Annotated in this window: 13 protein-coding genes; 7 read left to right on the top strand and 6 right to left on the bottom strand. The window is 43.6% G+C overall.

What is annotated here, in order from left to right; translation table 11 throughout:
- Positions 1–52 precede the first annotated feature (52 nt).
- The 3 genes from SIB80_RS08080 to SIB80_RS08070 all read right to left on the bottom strand — a co-directional run bounded on the left by SIB80_RS08080 (position 53) and on the right by SIB80_RS08070 (position 3,905).
- Positions 53–496: a CopD family protein gene (locus SIB80_RS08080; RefSeq protein ID WP_063420291.1), complete on the bottom strand. Its 444-nt coding sequence runs from the start codon at positions 494–496 to the stop codon at positions 53–55.
- Between the two features lie 471 nt (positions 497–967).
- Complete coding sequence (locus SIB80_RS08075) at positions 968–1,252, bottom strand: hypothetical protein (protein WP_063420290.1); 285 nt, start codon at positions 1,250–1,252, stop codon at positions 968–970.
- A 2,341-nt stretch (positions 1,253–3,593) separates the two neighbouring features.
- Positions 3,594–3,905 (bottom strand): hypothetical protein, encoded by a 312-nt coding sequence (locus SIB80_RS08070; protein WP_063420289.1) that lies wholly within the window; start codon positions 3,903–3,905, stop codon positions 3,594–3,596.
- Between the two features lie 535 nt (positions 3,906–4,440).
- On the opposite strand from SIB80_RS08070, the gene SIB80_RS08065 reads away from it, so the two are divergent.
- The 3 genes from SIB80_RS08065 to SIB80_RS08055 all read left to right on the top strand — a co-directional run bounded on the left by SIB80_RS08065 (position 4,441) and on the right by SIB80_RS08055 (position 6,839).
- Positions 4,441–4,749, top strand: coding sequence for a histidine kinase (locus SIB80_RS08065; RefSeq protein WP_236066110.1), 309 nt, complete (start codon positions 4,441–4,443; stop codon positions 4,747–4,749).
- A gap of 621 nt (positions 4,750–5,370) precedes the next feature.
- Complete coding sequence (locus tag SIB80_RS08060; protein ID WP_063420288.1) at positions 5,371–5,826, top strand: hypothetical protein; 456 nt, start codon at positions 5,371–5,373, stop codon at positions 5,824–5,826.
- Between the two features lie 362 nt (positions 5,827–6,188).
- Positions 6,189–6,839 (top strand): ParB-like protein, encoded by a 651-nt coding sequence (locus SIB80_RS08055; RefSeq protein WP_063420287.1) that lies wholly within the window; start codon positions 6,189–6,191, stop codon positions 6,837–6,839.
- Between the two features lie 12 nt (positions 6,840–6,851).
- Here the strand turns inward: SIB80_RS08055 and SIB80_RS08050 are convergent, their stop codons facing one another.
- Positions 6,852–7,076, bottom strand: coding sequence for a hypothetical protein (locus tag SIB80_RS08050; RefSeq protein WP_063420286.1), 225 nt, complete (start codon positions 7,074–7,076; stop codon positions 6,852–6,854).
- A 364-nt stretch (positions 7,077–7,440) separates the two neighbouring features.
- Complete coding sequence (locus SIB80_RS08045) at positions 7,441–7,971, bottom strand: hypothetical protein (protein WP_063420285.1); 531 nt, start codon at positions 7,969–7,971, stop codon at positions 7,441–7,443.
- 93 nt (positions 7,972–8,064) lie between these two features.
- Here SIB80_RS08045 and SIB80_RS08040 point away from each other — a divergent pair, with 93 nt between their 5' ends.
- Both SIB80_RS08040 and SIB80_RS08035 read left to right on the top strand, forming a co-directional pair.
- Complete coding sequence (locus SIB80_RS08040) at positions 8,065–8,190, top strand: hypothetical protein (RefSeq protein ID WP_413351639.1); 126 nt, start codon at positions 8,065–8,067, stop codon at positions 8,188–8,190.
- 128 nt (positions 8,191–8,318) lie between these two features.
- The gene (locus SIB80_RS08035; RefSeq protein WP_236066109.1) at positions 8,319–8,903 is read left to right on the top strand and encodes a pyrimidine dimer DNA glycosylase/endonuclease V; all 585 of its coding nucleotides are present in this window, start codon (positions 8,319–8,321) and stop codon (positions 8,901–8,903) included.
- A gap of 47 nt (positions 8,904–8,950) precedes the next feature.
- On the opposite strand, the gene SIB80_RS08030 is transcribed toward SIB80_RS08035, so the two are convergent.
- Complete coding sequence (locus SIB80_RS08030) at positions 8,951–9,175, bottom strand: hypothetical protein (protein ID WP_063420284.1); 225 nt, start codon at positions 9,173–9,175, stop codon at positions 8,951–8,953.
- 531 nt (positions 9,176–9,706) lie between these two features.
- Between SIB80_RS08030 and SIB80_RS08025 the strand changes: the two genes are divergently transcribed.
- Both SIB80_RS08025 and SIB80_RS08020 read left to right on the top strand, forming a co-directional pair.
- Positions 9,707–9,979: a DUF1651 domain-containing protein gene (locus SIB80_RS08025; protein WP_063420283.1), complete on the top strand. Its 273-nt coding sequence runs from the start codon at positions 9,707–9,709 to the stop codon at positions 9,977–9,979.
- A gap of 78 nt (positions 9,980–10,057) precedes the next feature.
- Positions 10,058–10,849: a transposase gene (locus SIB80_RS08020; protein ID WP_063420282.1), complete on the top strand. Its 792-nt coding sequence runs from the start codon at positions 10,058–10,060 to the stop codon at positions 10,847–10,849.
- Positions 10,850–11,074: the final 225 nt, after the last annotated feature.

The raw sequence follows: 11,074 nt of genomic DNA, 5'->3' as shown, positions 1-11,074 counted from the left end.
GATATCCTACAACTAGAATTGGTAAACGATACTATTTATGATCCTCGTAAACTCAGAATCCTCCTAATCTGATACCTGCACCGACAATCACAAAGGCAATTGATACTGTTGTAATGCTACGAATATGCCACGATAATTCAATAAGATTGTCGTCGTTGAGATTAGGAATGAGTCTTATTTGTGCATGCAGAGCCAATGCAAAAGCGATCGCCAACAAGATCAACTTTGTTGTTAGTAGGGATGTAATTGGTGTCTGAAATGAAAAAAGTCCTCGGCCTCCTGGTAGATAGATCCATGTTAACCAGAGCCCACTAATCACTTGAATTGCTAGTGATGTCACCCTTAAGGGCTCGAACATCTTTTCAAATGATCGCACCTGAGACACACTTTTTTCTTTGAGAGCATCTGGCAGGACCCTTAGATTTAAAATCAACTGTCCTCCAGTCCAAACCGTAGCTGCAAGGATGTGGAGTATGACCAGGACTGAGAACAACATTGATGCCGAGTGTCTAGCCAACAATAATGGCTTGAATACCAATCATTCTTGCAGGGATTAAAGCAAATGTCTACTTTTGATCCAATATTACTTTTTTTCGCTTTTTTATTCTTCCAGATCTGAATACTCTTTGATTGCAATAGGCTTCCAGTTCTTCGAATCACAGATTTTATAATCCATAGATTATTTTTGGCGATAGCCATGGCATTTAGAAGAAACACTCTAAAGCGAATTATTCTTGCCTTCTTCAAGTTACTATTTTTTGTATTAGTTTTTTTAGTTAACCAATTAACTAACGCAAATGCCTTGTTTTTTTGCATTTTCCATTTCTTGGTGGTTGTGTTGAATAATATTTGTATTGCTGACTTAAAATTATCACTAATGGCCTGTGAATTATTCTGCTCCCTTCCTGCTCTTGCTAAAACCTATTGCCAAATCACTTTGCTTCCTATCTTTCTTTTTAATTCAAAGCTACGCCTTGATGGTTTCTTTTGTAGAATCAGATGAATTGGAAACTTTCTTCTTTATTAGAGATAGAAGTGCGACAACGATAGTCTTTAAATAGCGATGGATATATGCTCTGTAAAATTTACCCAATGAGTAGCCAGCGGAATAGGTGTTACGGATTAGTCCTGCAACGAAGTTTAGAATCCAAAGGATCGCTAAAACAGTAATAATCCCGCCACCTACCTCGTAGATACGCCCAACAGAGTTAAGAAAAGGCTCTAAATTGTCGAGAATGTGAATAGTTGTCATTGGATTGAGCTAGAAATTCTGGGTGCTTGGTTGTATGCTTGTTAAGCTTGGATTGTTTTGAGCCGAATGGGTTAGCCTCTAACTCTAGTGTAGACGATATCGTTGTAGCTCTTTAGTTTTGCCTTGATATTGCTGAAATAATCTTCAGTGCATATCAATGTTCCTAAAAAAAAATATTAATCTTTTGAAAATCTCGAGATGTCTAGAATAGTATCCCAGTTAGCTCAATTGTATGGTATTCTAATGGATCACAGATAATTTGCGAACAAATCTCTTATAAGTAATCAAATTTATCTATAAGTTATACTTCCCTCTGCAAGAAGCATAGGCCTTAACTGTTTTCTCCAAAAAATAGTCAAATGGTTTTATTTTTCTTACAATTGAGAGGTTTTGGCTTTGCTACTGTTTAACAACTTAGCATTATTGTTGTTAATTCACTTTCTCTCAGTTGTATATTATATACTCTTGTTGTGATTGAAGTACAACCAATACATGCTACCGCTAAGACAGTATCTGTTGTCTATAAGAACTGAGCTGTTCATTAACGCGTTACTTTCGTTGAAAACTGAATATTAGGTCTATGATACTCCCTTTTAGGGTTGTAGTTAGGATATTTTCCTATTCTATAGGCCCTTTACAAGGAGCTAAATTAATCTAGCTTTTTGATTTCTAGACAACGTTCTTTATTTTCTGCTTTTACATCTCATTCTGGTTACTCGATTTTCATTTCCATAATTGATTTCGAAAAGACGAGCTCATGCTCTAATGTTTTACTGTATATATATTGTTACGAGCTTCCTTTTGCTGGTTTTCGCGCCATTCGTGGCCTCTCGTTGATAACCATTGTGGTTTGAAATCTACTTTTGGAGGATCAAATGCCTAATATCAATGAGAAAGACAACGGAATGAAGATTCTTGCGGTTGCTTGGATGTAGCGTCCCAGTACCTAGAATCGTTGATCTGATGCAGATGCTCGCTTATTTCATTGCAACAGCTGCAGCAACTTCATTGATAGTTTCTTTGCTATATCTAGCAACATTCAAGGCGAGTGATAGCACTTATCCCCCCAGACGCGATAGTTTTGAAAATGTACCTTGAAAAGACATTCCCCAGATTCATACTTGAGACCGATGCCAGGATTAACCGACCGATTCCCTGAAGCAACTTGATTTTATGTTCTAAGCAGAGCAATGGTTTGCTTGTGCTTCATTCTCAAATTAATTTACTAGTCGAGAACTCTTTTTCAGAGGTATCCAATTGGTTCGTTAGGCAGTCTCGGGTATGCCATTTAACTTCAGGTTGTTGACTAGAGATATTTGCCATTATACCCGCAACTCTGCTAGAGCTCAAGAGCAAAAAGCTTCTATGATTCAAGCTTTGCGTGCGCCTTTTCGGCTTTGCGTATGAGCCTTTGAGCTTCTTCTCGTGTCGCGCATAGCTCGGCTTTTTCCGCCAACCTTACGAGTTTTTTATGTTGCTTGGTCTTACCCATCATTGAAATCAAATTCATATTATTATAACGTATTGCCCAGCCAATAAGTGTCGTCTTGGCTTTATATCTGATTAGAACTGCTAAACAGTGCTGTTAGCTTGCCTTATTTCTAGTCAATCTGCATAGTTATTTCTATCTTGATTGCTTCATTGTTTAGGTAATTAATAATATTATGTTCCTTTCTTTTCTCTCCCTGAAGTTATCGCTAGCACAATCCCTTTGCCTCAAGCTCTTGTGCTAATCAATCATTCGTTTCTTCCTTTTCATGATGTCAATCCGTTCTCGTTTCCCAGTTTACCAATGGCTATCCTTCTAGCACTTGCTTTATATGAGCTTTCAATCATGTATTTGCCTGAAAAACTTCGATATGGTTAGAAGTTGACAATCTTACGTTTTTTGGACGATCATACGTGCATTAGAAATGACAGATCTTTCTCCAGATTTTCTTTCATTGTATAAGTTGCATCTACTAATGACGAGTGCTGTGTTCCATCGGTTGCACCTTCGCATCTCCCGAAGACTCTAGTTCCAGAGGTTAGTTGCTTATGCTGATATAATTCCTTTTAAAATTTAACTTGATGTTAAGACAAATTAACTTACTTAGCCATTGTAAATGGATTAATGTGATTAACTTTCCCGGATCATAGAGGATCTAGCCTTTATACTTCAGTGGCAATGACTAGGATCAATCTATTTATTGTATTGGCCTACTCTATCTATTTGATTTCCTTTAATGGATCCCTTGTTGATAATCTGTTGTTAGTAGTAAATTTTCCATTTGCCTAATGAAATGATGCAGCATATTGAACTATTAGAGCTCTTGTGTTCTTGGTAACAAGAAATCTTTTACTATTTTGAGTCCATATGAAGCGCTTTCCTGAAACTTCTAATGATGCCCTCTACAGTATCAATTGCATTGATAATCACTGGTTGAATTCTTTTAGCAAGTTTATTTAAATCGTTTGCCAGTAATCCAATCTCATAATTGTTTATTTTTAATCGATTCCTAAAGTCGTTCCATAGATCCTTCCTTGAGATTACTTTTATGCCCGGAAGGCTTGTATTCACAAGTCTCACCTGCTCTGAATGCGAGCTTCTGGGTATCAGCTGGACTTTGCGTATGCTGTTTTTATTGGCTGGACCGGACTTGGTTACAGTCATGATTCATTCCATGGATAAATGCAACCCCCCTCATGGAGAGGGCAATTGTTACAGTATCTACGTATTATAGCCTACACTGTCAAATTCTTGTCCATAGCATATTGATTTGTTGATTTTGTCTGCCCAAACCAACAATATCCTTCGACATCTAATTGCTTTTCCCTCTAGGCGGCAAGGTTTATCCATTGGCGACTGACGATTCTGTTGAATTAGTAATCTTTTTTTGTTCCTCAGTCATCATTGAGGTGTTTGCGCTAATGCGAAATTAAACTATTGGATATAATTTTTATGCTTATAATTTTTTGCCTATATTTAATATAGGCGAATCTAAAATTTCAGTTTTTTGTTCTCCTAGGCTTGTTCTAACGATCTTCTTATTGTAGCTCAGCCAATCTTTCTTGATAGCCACCATCTCCGCGATCTAGCTTAATCAAGTCTTCAGATGGGTGTGTCTAGTGTTCAGATGCTCACAGTCCACACAAGTTCTTGTTCAGGTCTGTATCACTAGTAATGATTACCAGTTCAACCTCAGGCAATGAGGATCCCAATTTCAGAAGGATCTGAGCAACTTCCAGCAATGAGGCTTCTAGCAGTAGAAGGAGCGCAGGCTCGGGTCGACACTACTGATGACCCTGAAGAACTTCGTCTGCTTATTCGGGAGTTGCTTAGTGGCTTCGATTTTGCGCCACCTATAGGCAACACCAATATTGAAGAAATCGAAACGAGCAACAGTGAGGAGATCTTCGCAGAGATTTATTGCTCTGGATGCGGTGAAGTCGAGACCTGCGAGTGCCCGGATCCCAGTGAACCGGATTTGCCCAGAACCCCCAGGCCTCTGCTATGAGTTCTAAGCAGGTCGTTGTTATCATTGCCCAACTTCTGAGCGCAATCGTTGCCGGTGCTGCTCCTCTGGTTTGGGCAATCGCTGCTCATCCAGGGCTCTAACTTCATCACCCCCGCACAATTTTGTTCAGCTGAGATCAACTCTATAACGTTGTTTAAGCGATCTTTGGCCAGCGACGAGATCCTCCTGCGATGTTGCCAATCCAAATCACTGCCTTAGAAATCTCCTTTCGACTGGCTAAGCATGCTCTCTCCCCATTGATCTAGCGACCAATCACAGGCCTAATCGATGCAAGGCAGCTTTCTACTGACTTGTTTGTTTGCGTGGATCTCAGCGCTGTCGACAAGAGTCATATGCCCTCAGACTTTGATCAGGTAGTTCTCCCTCCCCACCTTCATCACTAAGCTCATCCGATGTGATCACGCCCATGGTTCAGTTCATAATGGTTATGTTGTAGATGTGATCCACAATGGTGCTGATCTATCGCTGAGGAACTATCAGGAGGTCTAACTCTGCTGGGAATTTCTTTAGTGCATAAACAACTGTAACCATGCTTTGTCTGATCTCATCCGCCTTCGATTTGAACTTGTTTTATTTAAAACATAGTATTTGATTCTACTTATGCAAAATTGTGGAGTCTGTGAACACCATCGCAGCGCTAGTGATCAATTTAACTATGAAATTGTTCGCACAACTCATTGGGTTTTTCGCCATCATCCAGCACCAGCACCTTTGCTTGGTTGGCTCTTGCTCGATTCACGTCGTCACTTGGCAGGACCTATTGATTTCCAACCCGATGAAGCAGCATCTTGGGGTAAGGCAATGCAAATTGCTAGTGGGCTTGTCCAACGGCTTACCAAGTGCGACAGGGTTTATGCCATTGCTTTTGGAGAAGGAGCTCATCATTTGCATTTGCATCTGATCCCACGCTTCCAGCTTGATCTTCACACCACTGCTTGGGCCGTTGCCGATCATTACCGTGCAGTCAGTAATGGACAGCGAGTAGCAGTTGATTCAACCCAGATTGCTGAATTTGTCAAACAAGCTCGACTTCTTGCAAAATCATTAGAGCTCTAGGCTTGATCTTAAAATTGACAATTAGGCTTCTCTGTGGATAGTGGCTTTTTCAACTGAAAGAACTTTTTACCCATTATTAATATTCTGTATCTCTATTGTACACGCTTAATTCCACGCTAAAAATAAATAAAACTCCTACGATTAGAGGCGAATACAAGCATTGATCAGGTGGCAGTGGATTGGCAATGAATCCGTACAAAGCATCATTCCACAAACCCGTTCTAATCATTTGTGCCTACACAAGATGCTTATGTCACTTTCATTTCTTTACCTCACTCTGAGAGGTTCTGGCCTGCCTAGCTGAGTAAGTCCAGAGGCATTTTGGGGGGCTTTGTCAGGATGATGGCACCTGCCATAGGTGTTTGTCCTTTCATCTGCCCAGCTATAAGCGGATCCCCGGTGCTGATGAAGGCTTTGAGCTTTTTGAGGTTTCCGTTGCTCAACTCCAGCCTACCCAGTGGTGCGTGGGCTTAGCGGAAGTGAAGAGTCGGCAGCTCGATTTCCGTGGAAAAAGCCCTAATGATCAAAAAAAATATTTGAAGGGTAAGCCCGTTCCCCTTGTAGGTAACGGTTCAGGTTCACTGTGGATGATTGATCGCCATCACCGCCTACGAGCACTATTGGATCTTGACCAAGACGCCACCACCTTTGGATATCTGATCGAAAATTGTCCTACCGAGGATGATTTAGAGAGCCTTCAGCTTTTGGCCGAGCGTGGTTGGTTGTATCTCTACAACGGACGAGGCCATGGCCCCCTTTTGCCGCAGGGTTTACCTAAGAGCTTGTTAAAGCTTGAGGACGACCCTTACCGAAGCCTTGCTTGGAAGCTCAAAAGTGAAGGGCTGATACGCCCTGAACCATTGATCCCATATCACGAATTCCGCTGGGGAACCTGGCTGCGCAGTCGTGCGTTACCGCCTTTTTCTAGTAAGTGCCTTGAACCGGCATTGCCGGCTGCTCGCAGTTTGGTGCGTTCCAATGCTGCCTCCCACCTGGATGGCTGGATTGGGTGATTTCACCTTTCATCAGACGAAAGTCATGCAGAAGACGGAAGTGCTCGACCAGACCATCAGCTTCTTGAGTGGCTCAGTTTTTCTGTTTGCCTGAACGCCATCAGGACGTTCTGGCATTTCGAGTGGCCATTCTTTTGATCCGAAGTGATCGAATCTGTCGGTGATCGCTTCCTTCCGTTTCGCCTGCGGACTCCACTTCAAGTGGGTGCGCTGATGAACTCCAACACCGTGGAACATTTGAGACCTTTTTAGGCTTCAGCGCAAATAAAGACCGTGTTGCAACTAATGCTAAAAGTTGGTGCAAATACAGCAAACCCAGCAAGTTTGTCCTCTCCTGTTAATTTCCGATCTCATTTGCAGGTCAACATCAACCTCCTCCCCCACTTTTAAGTGGTGGTAGCGGGGTGGAGGTTTGAACTCCCGACCTTCGAGTTGTGAGTTCGAAGATATTGGCCCAGATCCAAGTGATTTACTGCCTCAAGTTTTTAACTCTCTCACCTGACTGGTTCTGTACATCTGCTTCGACCTGGTAGTAGTTGGGTGTCGTTGTCGTTCATTTGCGGAACGTTTTTTTATCTAACCAAAAGTTGCTGGAATGAACTTATCGCGGCACAGCGATGAAGGAATCACCTCGCTCTTGCTTTTCGCGGAAGGAACTCATGTTGATTGGCGCAATGAATGCCGCATTGGCCCGCACAACGCAGGTGAGAGGCTTGCTGCGCTGTGAAGGTGGCCGTCTGTCGTGCACCGTGATCGGTGATGCCATCTGACGACGACCCATGTGACTGTCCTTCACTGTTGTATTCAACCAGGGCTTTCCGCTGTGAATCACGATCGCATCACCGGCTGGATTCGTGACAAAAGACTCGAGAATGGTTCCGTATGCGAGGCTCACAGGAGCATCTTCGTTATCGGCTGCCAATCGGCAGTTGAGACCGTCAGGATCATTGGCGATTACAAGCCACAGCAACTGGTGATATTTCTGACGGGTGCCCTGCAAATGGGAGCTAACGAAATCACCGCTGGCATCTGGGCGCGGGGTATTGGCGATCTGCGCAGCAGCCGGACAGGGCATCAGTGCGGCGATCACCAGCAGTGATGCTGAGAAGGAGGTGCAGCGTTGGACCTTCATTCACTGTTCAACGTATTTCAGTAATCATGCCTCTTGTTTTGGTGCATGAGGAAGCTGAACTACTTGGCCAGGCGCACAGGCCATCTGACTCTGATGTTTTTGTCTCCTCAGTTCAATGATGTTTTACGTCGCAGTCAGCTGGATCGTCATATTGAAGTGATCAATGGTCGATCGATGGAAATCAACAGTCCCTTGGAGGGCTCTTCGTCAGTTCAGTGATTGATTGAGTAGAAAAGGGCTACTGACAATCAACAGAATGATCCATCCTCTAGCTACCGTGTTTGCCGCTCTATTGCTTTGCACTCCCGTTCACGCGATGGGGTGTTCTGGAGATCACTCTCTCAAGCATGACGGTGTTTCAACAGAGAAGACGACTGAGTCGACTGACACCACCAGCAAGACAAGCATCGATGCTTCTAAGGCCAAAGTTTCAGAGAGCTCGAATAACTGAACTCTTTTCAAATAAGATCTTTTGTATGACAAGAATCAATTTGGTCAAGCCAAGTGAATTATCTGATCAACATTTAGTTGCGGAATATAGAGAAATTTTTATGGTTGGCTCCGCACTCCAACGCTCATTAAAGTCAAAAAACTGGCAGAGAACCAAAGAACAGCTACCCAAAGAATTCACCTTAAATATTGGACACGTTAAGTTCTTCTACAACAAAGGTAAGTATTTGCATAAAAGATATTTAGACCTGATAAACGAAATGAAAAGCAGAGGTATGCGTCCAGATCCAGAACGTCAATTCAAAAAAGAGCAGTGGCCAAGTGACTTTTATAAAGACTGGGAGCCTAATGCAAAAGACATTGAGCTAATAAGAAAAAGAATCGAAGAAAAAATCAATCAAAAGCCCACTTGGTATCGCTGGACAAAAAAACAAGATGGTGATTCACCAGGGAATACGTCTGAGTCTGGGTTTTTGCTTTAGAAGATAGGTGCTGATTCGCGGATCTCGATGCTGGGTGCTGCGTGGTGTCAGCGTATGGGTCTGGGCTTCAGCACCTCAACCACAGGCAGCCTAGTGGCAGCGTGGATTCTTTCCATCTCATGCATGCCTTCCAGCTGGCGATGGATGCAACGTAATTGATGCCTTAGAGACTCAGCGTCTCCTAGGTGAGCAACACCAACCATTGCTGCTTCGATGTGGTTTTTTGATTCGATCAGATGCAGGCAGGTCGCCGATCCCATCTCAACGCTCATAGCTCTCCTTTGGTTGCCCCTATTCAGCCAAACTTTTTTGACTTATGTTGTGACAACGATCACGAAATGGTGTTGCTCGTGGCCAATGTCTGGAGGTCCTCATAAAGGTTGTCGTAAGTCAACCTTTTTTTGGTTGTCTTTTCTCACTTAAGTGTACCGGGGTCTGATTGTTCTGGTAGGCGCAGCTACCAGGCCTACGGCGATCATTTGGGTTTTTCCTGTCCTTTTAGCAACAGTTTGCTGGATCCTGTCAGTCTTAGAGCCTCGCAGTTCAGGTCAATAAAACAGGGCCTTTTGGGGCCCTGTCTGGTGTTTGTTTTGGTGGTGGGGGTGAACTCCCGACCTTAGGGTTATGAGCACGAAGAACTATGGTCAGATCCATTGGTATTAGAGGGCCGAAAAAATGACTGTGGTTCCTATCTGTGGTTGAGATACTTGCCCCCTCCCTACTCTGGCCCGGGGATCAGCTCTCTTGCCTTAGCTATTCCGAGGCTCTTGCTGTAGGACATAAGTACTGACCGATGACGCTCGATGCTGGGGGCTGCACGTCATGGCCAGACGCACTGGCTATCTGACCCTGAGGGGTATTGGTACCTCAAGTTCAAAGATGTTTTAGGTGGTAGTTATCTGGATCGTCGCATCGAAGTGATCAAAGGTCGACCAATAAAAGGTGAGCCAGATCTCTTAAAAACCAGGACGATTTATCACCACGTTGATGATGCAAGAGAGTTATGGAAAAGACTTCAACGCGAAGGTTCGAGGGTTACGTCAGCCCAAAAGCATTTATCCGCAGAGCTTTGGTGACGCTGGCTGTGCTCTCAGACGACGAGTGATTTAGCGATCAGTGGAATAACAGCACTGATGCTGTAGATGTTCGAGTAAATGAGGGCAAAGGTGAGAGCAAAACGCTTACTGCCGTCTGGCTGCAGTTTTCATATCACGCTGCGTTGCAATAGCAGGCAGTTCTTGATTGCCAAAGCCCTTAGGCGAGATGTGTTGTTGGCAGTGCTCAATAAAGCCCAGCAGAAATTTGCCGTGAGGGTGTATGGGCTCTGCCTGATGGCTAACCACCTTCACTTACTGCTTAAACCAGAGGATGCAAAGGATTTACCCAGGTTGATGCACTGGTTCGCTTGGTATTCAGCCATGGCCTTGAACCGCTTGAGTGGACGTTGCGGGCACTTCTGGGAGGCCAGGTATTTCTCAACGCCGATCCACCCAAAAGACCACAGAAGAGAGTTGAATACCTTGAGGACTATCCATGCCAATCCCAAAGCAGCAGGGGTAAGGAAAGGATTCTTTGATCCCTATTCCAACTATGGCCACTACAGCAGGCTGCAATCAGATGGCATCAGTGAATGGAGCCCAGCCTTTTTAAAGCTCTCGGCAACGCTCGATGGTTGTGCCAAGCGCTATGAGCGTTTCTGCCAGCACTATCGCCATAAGAGTAAAGGCGCTCCTAAGTGCCACTGGGGCAGCCGCATGCTTAAACGACTAGTGAGCAGTGTAAGAACTAGAAGCAAGGAGAAGAGGATCTCACCAGGCCAACAACGATTGCCATGGGCTTGGGATATTCGCCTCAATCAAATTCCTGAGGATTGGCATCAGGTTGCGGTGAGATTTAGAAAAACAAATGGAATCAGAGATGGAGATCAAACTCTCAGACTGTGGTGATTAAGTTAGGAATATAAGTAGTTTTAGGGCAAAAGGATTTAGAGGTAAATTTGTGATGAATACGAAAAACTATTGGTGGTTGTTGCCTGCTAAATAAGACATCAAGGTAACTTTTTGCAAGTCAATGGTGCCAGGTATCGGATGCCGTTTTAAGCAAATATGGAAGTCGTTGATGAAATAAAAAGCCCCTGCTAATGCAAGGGCTTTGAGTGTGTAGGCTGTGGT

It is taken from the genome of Prochlorococcus sp. MIT 1327 (assembly GCF_047304785.1).
GTDB lineage: Bacteria > Cyanobacteriota > Cyanobacteriia > PCC-6307 > Cyanobiaceae > Prochlorococcus > Prochlorococcus marinus_D.
The sequence above is the reverse complement of the archived record's forward strand: the minus strand, read 5'-3'. Positions and strand labels throughout refer to the sequence as shown.

What these genes read in the sequence shown, in the direction of transcription:
- SIB80_RS08080 (WP_063420291.1), bottom strand. Translation starts at nt 496, where the DNA reads ATGTTGTTCTCAGTCCTGGTCATACTCCACATCCTTGCAGCTACGGTT.
- SIB80_RS08075 (WP_063420290.1), bottom strand. Translation starts at nt 1,252, where the DNA reads ATGACAACTATTCACATTCTCGACAATTTAGAGCCTTTTCTTAACTCT.
- SIB80_RS08070 (WP_063420289.1), bottom strand. Translation starts at nt 3,905, where the DNA reads ATGACTGTAACCAAGTCCGGTCCAGCCAATAAAAACAGCATACGCAAA.
- SIB80_RS08065 (WP_236066110.1), top strand. Translation starts at nt 4,441, where the DNA reads ATGAGGATCCCAATTTCAGAAGGATCTGAGCAACTTCCAGCAATGAGG.
- SIB80_RS08060 (WP_063420288.1), top strand. Translation starts at nt 5,371, where the DNA reads ATGCAAAATTGTGGAGTCTGTGAACACCATCGCAGCGCTAGTGATCAA.
- SIB80_RS08050 (WP_063420286.1), bottom strand. Translation starts at nt 7,076, where the DNA reads ATGTTCCACGGTGTTGGAGTTCATCAGCGCACCCACTTGAAGTGGAGT.
- SIB80_RS08045 (WP_063420285.1), bottom strand. Translation starts at nt 7,971, where the DNA reads ATGAAGGTCCAACGCTGCACCTCCTTCTCAGCATCACTGCTGGTGATC.
- SIB80_RS08040 (WP_413351639.1), top strand. Translation starts at nt 8,065, where the DNA reads ATGTTTTTGTCTCCTCAGTTCAATGATGTTTTACGTCGCAGTCAGCTG.
- SIB80_RS08035 (WP_236066109.1), top strand. Translation starts at nt 8,319, where the DNA reads ATGACGGTGTTTCAACAGAGAAGACGACTGAGTCGACTGACACCACCA.
- SIB80_RS08030 (WP_063420284.1), bottom strand. Translation starts at nt 9,175, where the DNA reads ATGAGCGTTGAGATGGGATCGGCGACCTGCCTGCATCTGATCGAATCA.
- SIB80_RS08025 (WP_063420283.1), top strand. Translation starts at nt 9,707, where the DNA reads ATGCTGGGGGCTGCACGTCATGGCCAGACGCACTGGCTATCTGACCCT.
- SIB80_RS08020 (WP_063420282.1), top strand. Translation starts at nt 10,058, where the DNA reads ATGAGGGCAAAGGTGAGAGCAAAACGCTTACTGCCGTCTGGCTGCAGT.